General features: G+C 72.4%; 12 protein-coding genes. 9 read left to right on the forward strand and 3 right to left on the reverse strand.

Annotated elements, in window-relative coordinates; all coding sequences use genetic code 11:
• Positions 1-95 precede the first annotated feature (95 nt).
• Complete coding sequence (pepN, locus tag ASC99_RS08205) at positions 96-2,687, forward strand: aminopeptidase N (RefSeq protein WP_057229916.1); 2,592 nt, start codon at positions 96-98, stop codon at positions 2,685-2,687.
• Between the two features lie 75 nt (positions 2,688-2,762).
• On the opposite strand, the gene ASC99_RS08210 is transcribed toward pepN, so the two are convergent.
• Positions 2,763-2,993, reverse strand: coding sequence for a hypothetical protein (locus tag ASC99_RS08210; protein WP_057229917.1), 231 nt, complete (start codon positions 2,991-2,993; stop codon positions 2,763-2,765).
• Between the two features lie 21 nt (positions 2,994-3,014).
• On the reverse strand, positions 3,015-5,084 hold the full coding sequence (malQ, locus tag ASC99_RS08215; RefSeq protein WP_057229919.1) for a 4-alpha-glucanotransferase: 2,070 nt from the start codon (positions 5,082-5,084) through the stop codon (positions 3,015-3,017).
• A 263-nt stretch (positions 5,085-5,347) separates the two neighbouring features.
• On the opposite strand from malQ, the gene ASC99_RS08220 reads away from it, so the two are divergent.
• On the forward strand, positions 5,348-9,115 hold the full coding sequence (locus ASC99_RS08220) for a beta-N-acetylglucosaminidase domain-containing protein (RefSeq protein ID WP_057229920.1): 3,768 nt from the start codon (positions 5,348-5,350) through the stop codon (positions 9,113-9,115).
• A gap of 238 nt (positions 9,116-9,353) precedes the next feature.
• Here the strand turns inward: ASC99_RS08220 and ASC99_RS08225 are convergent, their stop codons facing one another.
• On the reverse strand, positions 9,354-9,962 hold the full coding sequence (locus ASC99_RS08225) for an HNH endonuclease (RefSeq protein ID WP_057229921.1): 609 nt from the start codon (positions 9,960-9,962) through the stop codon (positions 9,354-9,356).
• A gap of 338 nt (positions 9,963-10,300) precedes the next feature.
• On the opposite strand from ASC99_RS08225, the gene ASC99_RS08230 reads away from it, so the two are divergent.
• The 7 genes from ASC99_RS08230 (at position 10,301) to ASC99_RS08260 (ending at position 18,497) form a co-directional block, all read left to right on the forward strand.
• The gene (locus ASC99_RS08230) at positions 10,301-11,422 is read left to right on the forward strand and encodes a mechanosensitive ion channel family protein (RefSeq protein ID WP_057229923.1); all 1,122 of its coding nucleotides are present in this window, start codon (positions 10,301-10,303) and stop codon (positions 11,420-11,422) included.
• A gap of 233 nt (positions 11,423-11,655) precedes the next feature.
• Entirely contained in the window at positions 11,656-12,819 is a 1,164-nt protein-coding gene (locus tag ASC99_RS08235; RefSeq protein ID WP_057230001.1) for an ROK family transcriptional regulator, read from the forward strand.
• Positions 12,820-12,929: 110 nt separating this feature from the next.
• Positions 12,930-14,279 carry an ABC transporter substrate-binding protein gene (locus ASC99_RS08240; RefSeq protein ID WP_057229925.1) on the forward strand — a complete coding sequence of 450 codons (1,350 nt, stop codon included), beginning with the start codon at positions 12,930-12,932 and terminating at the stop codon, positions 14,277-14,279.
• Between the two features lie 7 nt (positions 14,280-14,286).
• Positions 14,287-15,246: a carbohydrate ABC transporter permease gene (locus tag ASC99_RS08245; RefSeq protein ID WP_057229927.1), complete on the forward strand. Its 960-nt coding sequence runs from the start codon at positions 14,287-14,289 to the stop codon at positions 15,244-15,246.
• Positions 15,247-15,249: 3 nt separating this feature from the next.
• Positions 15,250-16,134 carry a carbohydrate ABC transporter permease gene (locus ASC99_RS08250; RefSeq protein WP_057229929.1) on the forward strand — a complete coding sequence of 295 codons (885 nt, stop codon included), beginning with the start codon at positions 15,250-15,252 and terminating at the stop codon, positions 16,132-16,134.
• Positions 16,135-16,142: 8 nt separating this feature from the next.
• A complete protein-coding gene (locus ASC99_RS08255; protein ID WP_057230003.1) occupies positions 16,143-17,423 on the forward strand; it encodes a 6-phospho-beta-glucosidase in 1,281 nt (426 codons plus the stop codon).
• Positions 17,424-17,477: 54 nt separating this feature from the next.
• The gene (locus ASC99_RS08260; protein WP_057230005.1) at positions 17,478-18,497 is read left to right on the forward strand and encodes an N-acetylglucosamine kinase; all 1,020 of its coding nucleotides are present in this window, start codon (positions 17,478-17,480) and stop codon (positions 18,495-18,497) included.
• Positions 18,498-18,617: the final 120 nt, after the last annotated feature.

The following is an 18,617-nucleotide window of genomic DNA, read 5'->3' on the forward strand; positions in this document are numbered from 1 at the left end:
GGGACCTGGCCCGCACACCTGATATGCCCCGGGCGCTCCGGACCTGCCGCGTGGGAGGATGCCAGGCATCCATGCCTGACGAAGGAGTCCTGCGAGTGCCTGGCACCAACTTGACCCGTGAGGAGGCCCGCACCCGGGCCGCGCTCCTGCACGTGGAGTCGTACGACATCGAGCTCGATCTGAGCTCGGCCCGCGACGGCGGCACCTTCCGTTCCACCACGGTGGTCCGGTTCGCTGCCACCGCTCCGGGCTCCGCGAGCTTCATCGACCTGGTCGCGCCGAGCGTGTCCGAGCTGGTGCTGAACGGCGTGGCGCTGCCGCTCGACAGCTTCGCCGACAGCCGGATCGCCCTGCCGGGACTGGCCGCCGAGAACGAGCTCAAGGTCGTCGCCGACTGCGCGTACACCAACACCGGCGAGGGCCTGCACCGCTTCGTCGACCCGGTCGACGGCGAGACCTACCTCTACACCCAGTTCGAGGTACCGGACGCCCGCCGGGTGTTCGCCTCCTTCGAGCAGCCCGACCTGAAGGCCGCCTTCACCTTCACCGTGACCGCCCCCAAGGGCTGGGTCGTGGTCTCCAACTCCCCCTCCCCGGCCCCGGCCGGCGACGGGGACACCCAGGTCTGGCGGTTCACCCCGACCGGCCGGATCTCCACCTACATCACCGCGCTGATCGCCGGCCCGTACGTCGGCGTCTTCGACGAGTACCGCAGCGGTGACCAGGTCGTCCCGCTCGGGGTCTACTGCCGCCCGTCGCTGCGCGAGTTCCTGGACGCCGACGCGATCTTCGACATCACCCGGCAGGGCTTCGACTTCTTCCAGGAGAAGTTCGACTGCGCCTACCCGTTCGAGAAGTACGACCAGCTCTTCGTGCCGGAGTTCAACGCCGGTGCGATGGAGAACGCGGGCGCCGTCACCTTCCGGGACCAGTACGTCTTCCGGTCCAAGGTCACCGACGCCGCGTACGAGTCGCGGGCCGCCACCATCCTGCACGAGCTGGCCCACATGTGGTTCGGCAACCTGGTCACCATGGAGTGGTGGAACGACCTCTGGCTGAACGAGTCGTTCGCCACCTACGCCGAGGCGGTCTGCCTGGCCGAGGCGCCCGGCTCCAAGTGGCCGGACTCCTGGACCACCTTCGCCAACGAGATGAAGACCTGGGCGTACCGGCAGGACCAGCTGCCGTCCACCCACCCGATCATGGCCGAGATCAACGATCTCGAGGACGTCATGGTCAACTTCGACGGCATCACCTACGCCAAGGGCGCCTCGGTGCTCAAGCAGCTGGTGGCGTACGTCGGCCAGGACGAGTTCTTCAAGGGCGTGCAGGCCTACTTCAAGGCGCACGCCTGGGGCAACACCCGGCTCAGCGACCTGCTCGGCGCGCTGGAGAAGACCAGCGGCCGCGACCTGAAGACCTGGTCGAAGGCCTGGCTCGAGACGGCCGGCATCAACGTGCTGCGTCCCTCGGTCACGCTGGCCGAGGACGGCACGGTCGCCGCCTTCTCGGTGCTCCAGGAGGCCCCCGCGCTGCCCGCCGGCGCCAAGGGCGAGGCCGTGCTCCGGCCGCACCGGATCGCCATCGGCTGCTACGACCTCAAGGACGGCCAGCTGGTGCGCACCCAGCGGATCGAGCTGGACGTGGACGGCGCCGAGACCCCGGTGCCGCAGCTGACCGGCCGTCAGCGCCCCGCCGTGCTGCTGCTCAACGACGACGACCTGTCGTACGCCAAGGTCCGCCTGGACGAGTCCTCGCTGGCCGTGGTCACCGAGCACCTCGGCGCCTTCACCGCCACGCTCCCCCGCGCGCTGTGCTGGGCCTCGGCCTGGGACATGACCCGCGACGGCGAGCTGGCCACCCGCGACTACCTGGCGCTGGCGCTCTCCGGCCTGGCCAGGGAGAGCGAGATCGGCGTGGTCCAGTCGATCCAGCGGCAGGTCAAGCTGGCGCTCGACGTCTACACCGACCCGGCCTGGCGCGAGCAGGGCCTGCTGCGCTGGTCCACCGCCGCCGAGGAGCGGCTGCGCGCCGCCGCCCCCGGCAGCGACCACCAGCTGGCCTGGGCCCGCACGCTGGCCGCCGCCGCCCGGACGGAGGGTCAGCTCGATCTGCTGGCCGGTCTGCTGGACGGCACCCAGGTGATCGAGGGCCTGGCCGTCGACACCGAGCTGCGCTGGGTGCTGCTCGCCCGGCTGGCGGCCACCGGCCGCGCCGACGCGAAGGCGATCGACGCCGAGCTGGAGCGGGACAACACCGCGGCCGGCCAGGAGCACGCGGCCTCCTGCCGCGCGGCCCGGCCGACCGCCGAGGCCAAGGCCGAGGCCTGGGCCTCGGTGGTGGAGTCGGACGAGCTGACCAACTACGTCCAGGAGGCCGTGATCAGCGGCTTCGGTCAGCCCGACCAGCAGGAGCTGCTGGCCCCCTACACGGCGAAGTACTTCGCCGCGATCAAGGGCATCTACGAGACCCGCAGCCACGAGATCTCGCAGCAGATCGTGGTCGGCCTCTACCCGGCCCGCCAGGTCGGGCAGGCCACCCTGGACGTCACCGACGCCTGGCTGGCCTCCGCCGAACCGGCCCCGGCGCTGCGCCGGATGGTGGTCGAGGCCCGCGCGGCCGTCGAGCGCGCGATCCGGGCCCAGGCCGCGGACCGGGCGGCCGGCGCCCGGGAGCTCGGTCACTGACCGAGCTTCAGTGAACGCACGAAGGACCGCCGTCCGGCTCGGAGCCGGACGGCGGTCCTTCGGTCGTTCAGGCCGTTACTTCTTGCCCTTGCCCAGCGAGGGCAGCATGACCAGGCCGGCGATGATCGCGAACAGCACCAGCGGGGTCGCCACGAACAGGGCCAGGGTCTCGACCGTGCTCAGGCCGTTGCCCGGGTCGTCACCGTCGTCCGGGGTGACCGCCAGGGCGGCGGGCGACGTCATCAGCATCATCAGCGTCGCCACCGCGGAGACCGCGCCGACTCGCAAAGCGTTCCTCTTGTCCACGTTTCATAAGGTAGCGGCCGCTTACCGGTCGCCGCTCCCCGGGGTGCGCCTTCCGAGCACGCTGCTGAGCCGCCTGGTCCCGTCCGCCGCCGCCAGCGCCTCCAGGGTGACCGGGCGTCCGGTCCGGTCGGCCACCGGCAGGCGCCAGTTGGGGTACTGATCCCAGGTGCCGGGCAGGTTCTGCGGGCGCGGATCGCCGACCGTGTCGGGCAGCCAGACCCCGACCAGCTCGGCGGGGGTGGCCAGCAGGAAGGCGTACAGCGCCTCGGCGGTCAGCTCCGCGCCCTCGGGCAGCAGCCCGGCCCGGGTCAGTTCGGTCCGCCAGTCGGCCAGTTCGGCGGCCGCCTCGGCCTGCTCATCGGCCAGCGGACGGGCCAAGAGCCGGGCCGCGGTGCTCGGCAGGTCGTGGGTGGTCAGGGTGGCCAGGCAGGCGGCCCGCCAGCGCTCCGGCGGGAGGATCTCGCCGTCCGCCCGCCAGTCCCGCTCGAACCAGAGCACCGAGGTGCCGAGCACCCCACGCGCCGTCAACTCCTCCCGCACGCCGGGCTCCACCGTGCCCAGGTCCTCGCCGATCACGTACCCGCCCGCCCGGTGCGCCTCCAGCGCCAGCACCCCGAGCATCGCCTCCGCGTCGTAGCGGACGTACGCGCCCTGGGTCGGTGGGTGCCCGGCCGGCACCCACCAGAGCCGGAACAGGCCCATCACGTGGTCGATCCGCAGCGCCCCGGTGTGCCGCAACGCCGCTCGCAGCAGCTCCGCGTACGGGGCGTACCCGGCGGCGGCCAGCGCGTCCGGGCGCCACGGCGGCAGGCCCCAGTCCTGGCCGTGCGCGTTGAAGGCGTCCGGCGGGGCGCCCACCGAGATGCCCTCGGCCAGCACCTCCTGGAGCACCCAGGCGTCCGCACCGTCCGGGTGCGCGCCGACCGCCAGGTCGTGGATCAGGCCGACCGGCATCCCGGCGTCCTTGGCCGCCTGCTGGGCCGCGCCGAGCTGCTGGTCCGTCAGCCAGGCCAGCCAGCGGTGGAACTCCACCCGGTCGGCCAGGTCCTGGGTGGCCTTGGTGACGTGCGGACTGTCGGGGTGGCGCAGGCCCTTGGGCCAGTGCCGCCAGTTGTCGCCGTGCTGCTCGGCCAGCGCCGACCAGACCGCGTACTGCTCCAGCCACTTCCCTTCGCGCTCGACGAACGCCCGGTAGGCCGCCTCCCGGCCGGGGCCGCGCGCCACCCGGTGCAGGATCTCCAGCGCCTCGAGCTTGACCGCGCGGACCGCGTCCCGGTCCACCAGGCCGTCGTGGGCCAGCACCTCCTGGCTCAACCTGCGCCCGCGCTCCGGGAGTTCGCCCAGATCGGCGTACGGGTACTCGGGCACCGCCTCGATCCGCAGGTGCACCGGGTCGGCGAACCGGCGGGAGGACGGGCGGTACGGCGACGGGTCGGAGGGCGCGCCCGGCAGCGCCGCGTGCAGCGGGTTGATCTGCAGGAAGCCCGCCCCGAGCCCGTGCCCGGCCCACTGCGCCAGCTCGGCCAGGTCACCCAGGTCGCCCATCCCCCAGGAGCGCTCCGAGAGCACCGAGTAGAGCTGGGCCAGGAAACCCCAGGAGCGCTGCTCGATCTCCGGCAGCCGCTGCGGCGCGACGATCAGCGGGGCCGACTCGGTGCGGTCCTCCGTACGGACCGTCAGGCGGTGGCGGCCGAGCGGGAGGTCGGCGGGCAGCCAGTGCGACCGGCCGGCCGGCAGGCCCCAGGTACCACCGTCCTCCAGCTCGACGGACAGCCGGGCCTCGGCCGGCACGTCCAGCGCCGTCCGCCGGCCGGCCCGGACCACGATGCACGGCGGCAGCAGCCGGGCCGCCTGCTCGGCCCGGTGCCGCTCGATCGCGGCCCGCACCGCCGCCGGGCTCCCCGCGTCCACCCCGAGCGTGGCCAGCACCGCCACCAGCGTGTGCGGCGCCACCTGCACCGGACCCGACCCCGGGTCGTACGTACTGTCCACCCCATGGGCGTGCGCCAGCGCCACCAGCTCCGGGGAGGGCGGCGGATCCTCGGCGGGAGCCTGCGGACTACTGGTTGCACGATCGAGGTATGCGGCCACTCTTGGGCTCCTGCGGTCAGTGAAGCCGTACGGGACTCCCCAGTCCTACCCGCGCCCACCCCACCCGACCCCGGCACCCACACGGCGGAGTCACCCGAACGGATGGGCAGCACTGCGCACCACGGCGGAGCCGGACCTGCCGCGCATGGGTGATTTCAGGGCATAAAGGTCATTGCTCGCACGGGCGTTGACTTCGGAACGGCTTGCTGGTGGGCTGTCCGCCGGGGGCTTGGACCGGACGTTTTCAGGTTGAGGAGGGTCCTGTGCAGGCTCGGGTTTCGGTGGCCGCCGGTCGGCGGTTGCGGCAGCAGATCGAGCAGAGCGCGGCCCTCCGTGAGGTGCTCTGGCATCCGGCGGCGCTGGCCGCCCGGCGGGCCACAGCGCGGACGGCGCGGCAGTTGGCGCCGAAGACGGCGGACCGGCTGATCGCGGATCTCAAGGGCACCGAACCGCTGCTCGCGTCAGTGCGGGCGGAGCGCAGGCGGGGACGTCGGCGGGCCACTCTGCAGTTGGCCGCGACGCTCTCGGCCGCCGCCGTGGTCGGTGGGTTGCTGGTCGGGATCCCGGGCACGGCCTTTGCCGAGACGCCGGCCGGACGGACCGTCAGCAGTGCGCCCCGGACGCCGCTCGGCACGCTGGCCGACCCGCAGGTGTACCCCAGGCCGCAGCAGTTGACCGTGGCCGGAAAGCCCGTCAGTGTGCCGCCCGCAGTGAATCTGGTGAGCGCGGACCAGGCCGACGGGCCTGCCCTGGATGTCGTCCGGGAGCTGCTCGGGGCGGCCGGGGCGACCACCGTCACACCGCTGCCCGACCTGCCCGCCGAGCCCGCGCCGGGCAGCCTGACCGTGTACGTCGGCGGGCCCCGGGAGACGGCGGGCGGGGCGGTCGACCGGGCGCTGCGCAGCCTCGCGACGGCGGCCGGACAGCAGCTCTCGTTCGACGGACTGCCCGCCGGGGGGTACCTGCTGGCGGCCGGTCAGCTGCCGACCACCGGCGGCAGCTACGGCGCGGTGGTGCTGGCCGGGGTGGACGCCGCCGGGACGTTCAACGCCGCGCAGAGCCTTCGGCAGCTGCTCGCCCCCGTCCAGCCCGGTCAGGGACAGGGCCCCGGCGCGTTCGGCTTTCCGGGCGTCGTGGTCCGGGACTGGCCCAGCGGCGCAGCCGTCCGGGGCCTCGCCGAGTCGTTCCACGGCACGCCCTGGAGCGCCGAACAGCGGCTGGCCCAGCTCGACTTCCTCGGCCGGACCAAGCAGAACTTCTACCTCTACGCCCCCGGCGGCGACCCGTACCGGCTGTCCCGCTGGCGCGAGGCCTACCCCGCCGCGCAGGCCGCCGAGCTGCGGGAGCTCGCCGACCGGGCCCGGCAGAACCACGTCACGCTCGGGTACTCGATCGACCCGGGCCAGTCGTTCTGCTACAGCTCCGCCAAGGACCTGGACGCGCTGCTCGGCAAGCTGGACGGGCTGCGCAAGCTGGGCTTCGAGGCGTTCCAGCTGGAGTTCCTGGACGTCAGTTACGACGAGTGGCACTGCTCCACCGACCGCCGCAGCTTCGGTACCGGACCCGAGGCGGCCGCCAAGGCGCAGGCCGCCCTGGTCGGCAAGGTCAGGGAGCGGCTGACCAAGGGGAAGATCCCGCTCACGGTGGTGCCGACGGACTATCAGAAGGCGGCCGCCTCGCCGTACCGGACGGCGCTGGCCGCCGGGCTGCCGAAGGACGTCCAGGTGGCCTGGAGCGGCGGGTCGGCGATCCCGGCGAAGATCACGGGCAGTCAGTTCGCCGAGGCGGCCAAGGCCGCCGGGCACGGGCTGGTCACCCTGGACAGCTACCCCGTCAACGACTCCGCGCCTGACCGGCTCTACCTCGGCGCGTACCAGGGACGCGACGCCGAACTGGCCACCGGTTCGGCCGCCCTGGTGACCGCCGCGATGGCCCAGCCGGTGCTCTCCCGGATCCCGCTGGCCACCGCCGCCGACTTCGCCTGGAACCCGGCCGGCTACCAGCCCGCCGAGTCCTGGCGGGCCGCGCTGCGGCCACTGGCCGGGACGAGTGCGGGCCTGGCCGCGGTCACCGCGCTGGCGGGCCACAGCTCCTCCTCCCCGCTGGCCAGGACCGAGTCCGGCTATCTGACCCCGCTGGCCGAACGGTTCTGGGCCGCGCTGGAGCCGACCGGCGGCAGCACGCCCGACCCGGCCCGGCTGACCGAGGCCGCCGCCCCGCTGCGGGACGCCTTCGCCACCATGGCCGGGGCCCGGCAGGCGCTGGCCGCCGAGGCGCTCGGCGCGGAGGCCGACCCGTGGCTCACCCAGCTGGCCGGCTACGGCCGGGCCGGGGTCGCGGCGGTCGACATGCTGCTGGCCCAGCGCGGTGGCGACGGCACGGCCGCCTGGCAGCACCGGGTCACCCTGCGCAGCGAGCGCGACCAGCTGGCGCAGGGCAGCGCGGTGGTCGGCGCCGGTGTGCTGGACCCCTTCCTGGACCGGGCGTCGAAGGCGGCCGACAGCTGGTCCGGCGTCACCCCCGGTGCCGTGGGCGCCACCACCACGCTGGGCACCGCGCACGACCACCGGCCCGCGCTGATGACCGACGACTCCGCCGACACCTTCTACTGGACCTCCGCACCGCCGCAGCCCGGCGACGCGATCGGCCTCGACCTCGGCCCCGGCCGCCCGCTGGGCACCGTGACGGTGCTGATGGGCAGTTGGGGCGACGGCCCGGACGCCCGCAGCGCGGCCGGCGACTTCCTGCACGAAGGCGTGCTGGAGTACACCACCGGCGAGGGCGGCTGGAAGGAACTGGCCGAGATCCGCGGCCGGCAGAACCTCACCGCGACGGCGCCCGCCGGGGTGGTCGCCAAGGCCGTCCGGCTGCGTGCCACCAGCGCCCAGAAGACGGCCGTCGCGGTCCGCGAGTTCAGCATTGCGGCCCCCGGCGAGACCCCCGCCACGGTGACCGGCGGCCCGGACGCCGCCCCCGGCTCCCCGGCCGCCGCCGTACTGGACGGCAGCCCGGACACCGCCTACCGCGCCGCGAGCTCCCCCGACGGCAACGACGCTCCGCTCACCGTCGAACTCGGCGCGCCCCGGCCGCTGGACCGGGTCACCGTGCTGACCGACCCGACCGTCCGGGCCACCGGCACGGTGGAGGTCCAGCAGGCCGACGGCAGCTGGGTGGCGGTCGGCGCCGTCGGCCCCGGCTGGAACGAGCTGTCCGCCCAGGGCCGCCCGGTCGGCGCGATCCGGCTGCGCTGGGCGCCCGGCGGCGAGCCGCCCGTGGTGAACCAGATCATCCCCTGGTACGCCGACACCCCCGCCGCGCGGCTCGGCCTGACCTCCCCCGTACTGGACGTGATCACCGGCGCCACCGTCCCGGCGCAGACCAGGGCCGTGGTCGAGTCCGGCCGCCCCGATGTGATCACCGGCGAGCTGAAGGCCGAGGTCCCGCTGGTGGCCAAGGGGCTGACGATCGCTCCGGTCCCCGTCCTGGCCGTGCCGCGCGGCGGCCGGGTCGTCGCGCCACTCCAGGTCACCGCGGCCGCCGGCACCCCCACCGGCACCTACCAGGTGCCGGTCAGCTTCACCGCGGGCGGGCTGACGGTCCGCCAGGTCCTGCAGGTCCGGGTGGTCCCGCCGACCACCGGGCCCGACCTGGCGCCCGGCGCAGCGGCCTCGTCCTCCGGGGACGAGTCCGCCAAGACTCCCGCCGACGCCGTGAAGGATCGCGACCCGAAGACCCGCTGGACCGGCCCGACGAAGGACGACGCCTGGGTCCAGCTCCGGCTGCCGGCCGCCACCCGGCTCGGCTCGGCGGTGCTCTCCTGGCAGCCCGCCTACGCCTCCGCCTACCGGCTGGAGACCTCCCCCGACGGTCTGCACTGGACCACCGTCGCCACCGTCGAGGACGGGCGGGGCGGTACCGAGACGATCCGCTTCGACGCTCCCGACGCCCAGTACCTGCGGGTCCAGGGCGTCACCCGGGCCACGCCGTACGGGTACTCGCTCACCGGGATCGAGGTCTACGCCGCCGGCTGAGGGCGCTCGGGATGCGACTTTTTGCAGGCGTCCGAGCATCTACGGTCCAGGGGCTCGGGGAACTGCGAGGAGATCTGGCGCCTGGGTCACTGCGAATGTGCCTGACCATTTACGTACGGATCACCTTGTCCGAGGTCGGCGTCGCAGTTCCCCGAGCCCCTGGCGTGTGCCACCTGGGCGCAGTGCCCGAACCAAAACGGCGGGGGCGTACCGAGGATTGGCTGGCAGGCCCTGTCTGTCAGGCGGAGAGCGGTTCGTGCTCGCCGCGGTGGGTCCGGCCGTGTGGAGCCGGGAATGCGGCTCCGTGGTCGGTATGGTCGTGGTGTTCGTACTCGCGGAACTGCTCGGTCGCGCCGTACGGCTCCAGGTAGGGCCGCCAGCGCGGGTCCTTGATGCCGGTGCCGATGATCCGCCAGGCCAGCCCGCTGGGCGGGGCGGGCGGACGTTTCATCCGCCAGCCGAGATCGGCGAGGTGGCGGTCGGCCTTGGTGTGGTTGCAGCGGCGGCAGGCCGCCACCACGTTGTCCCACCGGTGCTGGCCACCCCTACTGCGCGGGATGACGTGGTCGACGCTGGTTGCGGCGGCCCCGCAGTAGACGCAGCGGCCCTGGTCACGAGCGAACAGGGCGCGGCGGGTGAGCGGGACGGGCCCGCAGAAGGGGACCCGGACGAAGCGGGTCAGTCGGACGACGGACGGCGCCGAGACGGCGCTGGTGGCGCTGTGCAGAGTGATTCCGGAATCCTCCAGGCTGACCGCCTTGTGGTTGAGGACCAGGATGAGAGCGCGGCGCATCGAGACGACACCGAGTGGTTCGTACGACGCGTTGAGGACCAGGACATGCGGCACGGAGGCCTCCTTGGACGCCTGCGGCGCGTGGCTCGCGCCGGGACGAGCGGGTGACCGCGTGGGGTTGTCTCCCCGACGCGATCTCCACCAGTGTCGCCTTACGCCGTTGTAGGGCGCCACCAATCCTGCGAAACGGAGCTGATGTGGGTTCCGTCATATCCGATATGCCCAGCGGGTGGCCACGATGCACCATTCGTCGCTGGTAACCGGCCCCTTCGGCCCATTCCGGGGGCCTGACGGGTCGTCCGTCCGGGTGGTGCGCGGCCGCTAGGGTGGCAGTTCGTCCTGATCAGTGGCCCGCAGGCGGCCAGTGGTCCCCAGCAGGAAGGACTCCGCTCGTGTCCAGCTCCGGCGCTTTCGGCCTCCTCGCCGACGCCTCGTCCTCGCCCTCCCCTTCGTCCGGGCCGTCCGACGATCCGCTGTCCAAGCTGCCGACCTCGCCGTCCGAGGCCGCCGAGGCGACCAGGCAGGCCGCGGGCTGGCTGAGCAGCAGCTGGCAGGGCTGGCTGGAGAACGGGCTGCGGATCCTGCTGATCGTGGTGCTGGCCCTGGTGCTGCGGGCGGTGCTGCAGAAGCTGATCAGCAAGTTCATAGCGCGGATGGTCCGGCCCCCGGAGAGCGAGGCCGAGCTCGGCCGGCTCGGCGGGCTGCTGGCGAACAGCGGGGTGGTGAACACCGAGCGGCGGCAGCAGCGGTCGGCGGCGATAGGTTCGGTGCTCCGCAGCGTCACCTCGTTCACCATTCTGGGTACCGCCGGGCTGATGGTGCTCTCCGCCCTCGGGGTGAATCTGGCGCCGCTGCTGGCCAGCGCCGGTGTGGCCGGTGTGGCGATCGGTTTCGGCGCGCGGAATCTGGTGACGGACTTCCTGTCCGGGGTCTTCATGATCATGGAGGACCAGTACGGCGTCGGCGACGAGATCGACACCGGGGTGGCGACCGGCACGGTGCTGGAGGTCGGCCTGCGGGTGACCAAGCTGCGCGGGGCGAACGGCGAGATCTGGTACATCCGCAACGGCGAGGTGAAGCGGATCGCCAACATGAGCCAGGGCTGGGCGACCGCCTCGGTGGACGTCCAGGTCGGCTACAAGGAGGACCTGGTCCGGGTCGAGGAGCTGATCAAGGAGACTGCGGAGCGGCTGGCCAAGGAGACCCCGTACGACGAGCTGATCTGGGGTCAGGTCAAGGTGCTCGGGGTGGAGTCGGTGGCCTTCGACTCGATGGTGCTGCGGGTCGAGGCCCGTACCTCGCCCGGCAAGGCGCTGCTGGTCGCGCGCACCCTGCGGCAGCGGCTGAAGGCCGCCTTCGACGAGGCGGGCGTGAAGCTCAAGGAGGACGCGCCGGCCGCCGTCACCGTGGCGGCGGCCGCCGAACCCGCCGGGGCGGCACCCTCGGCGCTGGCCGATCCCGGCTCCCCCGCCTCCCAGATCGCCAAGCCCATCCCGGCCCAGCCGGGCGAGTAGCGCCCCGATCCGGACCCCGTCCCCGAGCTTGGGGGCGGGGTTCCGTGCTGTCCGCACGTAACGCTTCGGCATCCTCCCGAGGGGGGCCCATTGACACCCTCGCACCCTGCGCCCTACCGTCCTTCTCAGCGATTGGAAAGTTTCCTAACTATTCATGGAGCGCCACCCCGACCAGCACGTCCGGGTGGTGAGAGGGGAGGATCTGGGCTGTGACCGACAACACCCGTACCCCCATCGCCGGTACTCCGAGCCTGCTCCGGGCGATCAACGACCGGGCCGCGCTCGAGCTGCTGCTCGCCCACGGTCCGCTCTCCCGGACCCAGATCGGCAGCCTGACCGGGCTCTCCAAGCCCACCGCCTCCCAGCTGCTCGGCCGGCTGGAGAGCGCCGGTCTTGTCCTGCCGGTCGGCACCACGGCCGGCGGCCCCGGGCCGAACGCCCAGCTGTACCAGGTCAACCCGGCCGCCGGGTACGTGGCCGGGCTGGATGTGACGACCACTCATGTCCGCACCGCTGTCGCCGACATCACCGGCAGCACACTGGCCGAGGCGCTCACCCCCACCAAGGGCTGGCCCGCCGCCGAGACCGTGCAGCGGACCGCCGAGGCGCTGGCCGCGACCGTCCGGGAGGCCGGTCTGACGCCGGGTGACCTGCACGGGATCGTGGTCGGGGTGCCCGGCGCGCTCGACCCGGTGAGCGGCAAGCTGCGGTACGCCGCGCACCTGCCCGGCTGGCACTCGCCCAAGCTGATGACCGAGCTGGAGACCTCGTTCGGCGCGCCGGTCACCATCGAGAACGACGTCAACCTGGCCGCCGTGGCCGAGCAGGCCTTCGGCGCGGCGCAGGGCAGCGAGGACTTCGTGCTGCTCTGGGCCGAGGAGGGCCTCGGCGCCGCGATCGTGCTGGCCGGCCGGCTGCACCGCGGTTTCACCGGCGGCGCGGGCGAGGTCGGCTACATGCCGGTGCCCGGCGCCCCCGTGGTGCACAACGTCCGGCGCAAGAACTCCGGCGGCTTCCAGGAGCTGGCCGGTGCCGAGGCGGTGCTGTCGCTGGCCCGGCGGCACGGCCTCGGCGGTAGTACCAGCGAGGCGGTCGTGGCCCGTGCTCTGGAGACGCCGGGGGCCGGCGACGAGTTCCTCGACGAGCTGGCCGAGCGGCTCGCGGTCGGCCTGGCGTCGATCGTCGCCGTGGTCGACCCCGAGCTGGTGGTGCTCTCCGGTGGCACCGCCACGGCCGGCGGCGACCGGCTGCGCGCGCTGGTCCAGGACGCGCTCGCGCGGATCTCGATCCCCCGGCCCGAGGTCCGCAGCAGCACCGTCCCCGGCTCCCCCGTCCTGCACGGCGCCCTGCAGCGCGCCCTCGCCTCGGCCCGTGAGTCGGTGTTCTCCACCCACTGACTCCCGGGCACGCCGCCCATGACCCACCGTCACCTCGCAGCCCGTCACCCTGTAGCCCGCCCACCGCCCGTGCGATTCCGCCTGCCCCCATGTCCCAGGAGGACCCTCCGATGCATTCCGCCCGCAGACCCTCCCGCCTGCTCGCCGCCGTCACCGGCAGCGCCGTCCTGGCCCTGCTCGCCACCGCCTGCACCGGCACCAACTCGGCCGGTGGCCAGGACGACTCGGCCGCCGGCAAGGACGTGACCATCACCTTCTGGCACGGCTGGAGCCAGGACAGCGAGACCAAGGCGATCGAGGAGAACGTGGCCGCCTTCCAGAAGGCGCACCCGAACATCCACGTCAAGATCGTCCCGAAGATCGAGGACGAGAAGAGCGAGCAGGCCCTACGGGCCGGCGGCGAAGACGCACCGGACGTGGTCTCCTCGTTCACCACCGACAACGTCGGCAAGTTCTGCTCGGCGAAGGTCTGGGCCGACCTGAACCCGTTCCTGAAGAAGGACGGCATCGACCCGGCCAAGACCTTCCCCGCCCCGATGCTCAAGTACAGCCAGTTCCAGGGCAACCAGTGCTCGCTGCCGCTGCTCGGCGACGCGTACGGCCTGTACTACAACAAGACCGCCTTCGCCGCCGCCGGGATCACCGCGCCGCCGAAGACCTTCAGCGAGTTCGAGGCCGCGGCCGCCAAGCTCACCGTGGCCGAGGGCGAGGGCTTCAAGCAGCTCGGCTTCATGCCGGCCTACCACGGCTACGAGAGCAGCATCGCGCACCTGCTCGGCCAGTACGGCCCGAGCTACTTCGACGGCGAGGGCAAGTCCACCGTCGCCACCGACCCCAAGGTCGGCGCGCTGATGGAGTGGCAGAAGAGCCTGGTCGGCAAGCTCGGCGGCTTCGAGAAGCTGGAGAAGTACCGGACCGGCTTCGGCGACGAGTTCAGCGCCAAGAACCCGTTCCACACCGGCCAGGTGGCGATGGCGATGGACGGCGAGTGGCGGACCGCCGCGCTGGACGAGGAGAAGCTGCCGTTCGAGTGGGCCACCGCGCCGTTCCCGGTGCCGGACGACCAGGCCGCCACGTACGGCCGGGGCTACCAGACCGGCACCATCATCGGCATCGCCCGGGGCAGCCAGAAGCAGACCGCCGCCTGGGAGTTGGTGAAGTACCTGACCACCAACACGGACGCCGTGGTGAGCTTCGCGAACGCGATCCACAACGTGCCGAGCACCTTCGAGGCACTGAACTCGCCGAAGCTGACCAACGACCCCAACTTCCGTACCTTCATCGAGATCGCCAAGAACCCGAACTCGAGCACCACCCCGGCCAGCCTCAACGGCGGCGCCTACCAGGTGAGCCTGCAGAACCTCGGCTTCGACTACGAGTCCGGCAAGCAGACCGACCTCAAGGCCGGGCTCGCCGCCACGGCCAAGGAGATCGACGCGGCCGTCAACCAGGCCAAGTGACGTAGCCATGGCACTTGTTGGTACCCCCGTCCCGGCGGCGCTGAAGCGCAAGCGCCGCCGGGAGGCGCTCCGGACCCTGGCCTTCCTGTCGCCCTGGCTGATCGGCTTCGCGGTCTTCTTCGCCTACCCGCTGCTCTCCACGGCCTACTTCTCCTTCATGCGGTACGACGGCTTCAGCGCACCGACCTTCAGGGGTCTGCAGAACTGGAGCTACGTCTTCACCGACTACCCGTCGTTCTGGCAGGGCCTGCGCAACACCCTCTGGCTGGTGGTCGTGATGGTCGCCCTGCGGGTCGCGTTCGGGCTCGGCATCGGTCTGCTGATCACCAAGGTGAAGACCGGCGCGGGCGTCTTCCGCACCCTGTTCTACCTGCCCTACCTGGCCCCGCCGGTGGCCGCCACGATCGCCTTCGCGTTCCTGCTCAACCCCGGCACCGGCCCGGTCAACGCCCTGCTCGGCGACCTCGGGCTGCCGACGCCGGGCTGGTTCACCGACCCGGACTGGTCCAAGCCGGCCCTCACCATGCTGGCGATGTGGGGCATCGGCGACCTGATGGTGATCTTCATGGCCGCCCTGCTGGACGTCCCCAAGGAGCAGTACGAGGCGGCCGAGCTGGACGGGGCGGGCCCGGTCCAGAAGTTCCGCTTCGTCACCATCCCGAACATCTCGCCGATCGTGCTGTTCGCCGTGGTCACCGGCGTGATCCAGACCATGCAGTACTACACCCAGGCGATCGTGGCCGGGAAGGTGGCCAGCGGCGTGATCGGCGGCTCCGGCCAGCAGTTCGAGCCCGGCTACCCGAACGGCTCCACCTGGACCCTCCCGCAGATGGTCTACAACCTGGGCTTCCAGCGAGCCGACTACGGCTCCGCCTGCGTGGTCGCGCTGATCCTGTTCGTGATCTCGATGGCCTTCACGTCGCTGCTGCTGCGCCGTAAGTCGGGTCTGCTGGCGAGTGAGGACTGAACCATGACCGCAACCATCTCCCTTCCGCTGACCCGCCGGGACGCCGCCGTCCGGGTGGCCCGCCGCCGGGCCGCCCTGCACTGGGTGGCCGTGCACTCGCTGGCCGTCGCCGCCGCACTGTTCTTCGTGCTGCCGTTCGTGTTCGTCTTCCTCACCTCGGTGATGACCGACCGTCAGGCGATCACCGCCGACCTGTGGCCGCACACCTGGCAGTGGGACAACTTCGTCAAGGTGTGGCAGACCGACGGCTTCCTCACCTGGTGGCGCAACACCCTGCTGTACGCGGGCCTGGGCACGGTGCTGACCGTGCTCTCCAGCCTGCCGGTGGCCTACGCGCTGGCCAAGTTCCGCTTCCGCGGCCGGAATCTGGCGCTGATGGCGGTGATCTCGATGATGATGCTGCCGCCTCAGGTGATCATCATCCCGATGTACCTGTTCTGGGCCAAGCAGCTCCACCTGACCGGCACGCTCTGGCCGTTGATCATCCCGATGGCCTTCGGCGACGCGTTCTCGATCTTCCTGCTCCGGCAGTTCCTGCTGACCGTGCCGAAGGAGTACATCGAGGCGGCCCGGATCGACGGCTGCAGCGAGTTCCGCACCCTGCTCAAGGTGGTGGTCCCGATGGCGAAGCCCGCCATCGCCGCCGTCGCGCTGTTCCAGTTCTTCTACTGCTGGAACGACTACTTCGGCCCACAGATCTACGCCAGCGACAACCAGGGTGCCTGGACGCTGAGTTACGGCCTTGCCTCGTTCAAGGCCTCGCACCACACCAACTGGAACCTCACCATGGCCGCCACCCTGCTGGTGATGGCACCGGTGATCGTTCTGTTCTTCTTCGCACAGAAGGCCTTCATCGAAGGCGTGACACTGACAGGGGTCAAGGGCTGATGTCCGCACTGAAGTTGGCAATCGTCGGCGGCGGTTCCACCTACACACCCGAGCTGATCGACGGCTTCGCCCGGCTCCGCGACACCCTGCCGATCGGCGAGCTGGTGCTGATCGACCCGGCCGCCGAGCGGCTGGAGCTGATCGGCGGGCTGGCCCGGCGGATCTTCGCCAAGCAGGGCCACGGCGCGGTGGTCACCACCACGACCGACGTGAGCGCCGGGGTACAGGGCGCGGACGCGGTGCTGCTGCAGCTCCGGGTCGGCGGGCAGGCCGCCCGCAACCAGGACGAGACCTGGCCGCTGGAGTGCGGCTGCGTCGGCCAGGAGACCACCGGCGCGGGCGGGTTGGCCAAGGCGCTGCGCACCGTCCCGGTGGTGCTGGAGATCGCCGACCAGGTCCGCCGGGCCAACCCGGACGCCTGGATCGTGGACTTCACCAACCCGGTCGGCATCGTCACCCGGGCGCTGCAGACCGCCGGGCACAAGGCCGTCGGCCTGTGCAACGTGGCGATCGGCTTCCAGCGCAAGTTCGCCGCCCACCTGGGCGTGGCACCGGAGTTGGTGCGCCTGGACCACGTCGGGCTGAACCACCTGACCTGGGAGCGCGGCGTCACGCTGCTCGACGCCCCGGGTGCCGCCACCGGCCGCGAGGTGCTGCCGGAGCTGCTGGCCGGCTTCGGCAAGGAGATCTCCGAGGACCTGCACCTGCCGCTGCCGGTGATCCAGCGGCTCGGCGTGGTGCCCTCCTACTACCTGCGCTACTTCTACCAGCACGACCAGGTGGTCGAGGAGTTGAAGGTCGAGGGCTCGCGGGCCGCCAAGGTCGCGGCGATCGAGCAGGAGCTGCTCACCATGTACGCCGACCCCACCCTGGACACCAAGCCCGAGCTGCTCGGCCAGCGCGGCGGTGCGTTCTACTCCGAGGCCGCCGTCCAGCTGATCGCCTCGCTGCTCGGCACCGACGGCGGCACCAGCGTGCAGGTGGTCAACACCCGTAACGACGGCGTGCTGCCGTTCCTGCCCGACGACGCGGTCATCGAGGTGCCCGCCGAGGTGGACGCGAACGGCGTCCGCCCGCTGCCGCAGCGGCCGGTCGAGCCGCTGTACGCCGGCCTGATCGCCGGGGTCACCGCGTACGAGCAACTCGCCCTGGAGGCGGCCCTCAAGGGCGGCCGGGACCGGGTCTTCGACGCCCTGCTGGCCCACCCGCTGGTCGGGCAGATCGACCTCGCCGACCAGCTGACGGACCGCCTGCTCGCGCACAACGGAGCCCACCTGCCGTGGGCGTGAGCTTCTTCTCCTTTCCCGGCCGGGACGGCCGGGGTGTTTATGAGCGGGGACCTGATGCAGCAGCTTGAGCAACTCCCCGGCGTCCTCGCCATCGACGCCGGGAACAGCAAGACCGACGTCGCACTGGTCGGCGCCGACGGCAGCGTGCTCGGCCACGCCCGGGGCGGCGGCTTCCAGCCGCAGACCGTCGGGGCAGAGACGGCGATCGCCGAACTGGCACCGCTGGTCGCCTCGGTGGCCGCCCAGGCCGGGCTCGACCCGGCCGCCGGCGTGCTGGTCACGCACGTCAGCGCCTGCCTGGCCAACGCCGACCTGCCGGTCGAGGAGGCCGCCCTGCTGGCCGCCCTGACGGCCCGCGGCTGGGGCGTCGGCAACGCCGTCGCCAACGACACCTTCGGCCTGCTGCGGGCCGGTACGGACGGCCCGCGCGGCGTCGCGGTGGTCTGCGGCGCCGGGATCAACTGCGCCGGGCTGCTGCCCGACGGCCGCACCGCCCGCTTCCTCGCCCTCGGCAAGCTCAGCGGCGACTGGGGCGGCGGGGCCGGACTGGCCGGCGCCGCGATGTGGCACGCGGTCCGGGCCGAGGACGGCCGGGGCGGCCCGACCGCACTGGCCGGGGCGATCGCCGCCCACTTCGGCCTGCCGTCCGCCACCTCGCTGGCCGAGGAGATCCACCTCGGGCGGGTACCGGGGACCCGGCTGCACGAACTGGTGCCGGTCCTGTTCACCGCGGCCGAGGCAGGGGACGAGACGGCGCTCGAGCTGATCGACCGTCAGGCCGACGAGATCGTCCGGCTCGCGGTGGTCGCGCTCGGGCGGCTCGACCTGCTCTCGACGCCCGCGCCGGTCGTGCTGGGGGGCGGAGTGCTGGCCTCGCGGCAGCCGCTGCTGCTCGACAACGTCACGGCGCGGCTGGCCGCGGCGGCGCCGTTCGCCGAGGCCCGGGTCGTGGTGGCGCCGCCCGTACTCGGCGCCGCCCTGCTCGGCCTCGACCAGCTCGGCGGCGATCCCGTCGCCCAGCAGCGCCTGCGGGACGCCTACCCGACCACGGCCACGGTGGGAGCGCTCCGCTAGGACGCCTGCGCCGTAGGCAGGCGCTCAGCCGTCTACTACCCAGGGGCTCGGGGAACTGCGAGGAGATCTGGCGTGCGGGTCACTGCGAATGTGCCTGACCACTTACGCACGGATCACCTT

Source organism: Kitasatospora sp. Root107 (genome assembly GCF_001424875.1).
In the GTDB taxonomy this organism is placed as follows: Bacteria; Actinomycetota; Actinomycetes; order Streptomycetales; family Streptomycetaceae; genus Kitasatospora.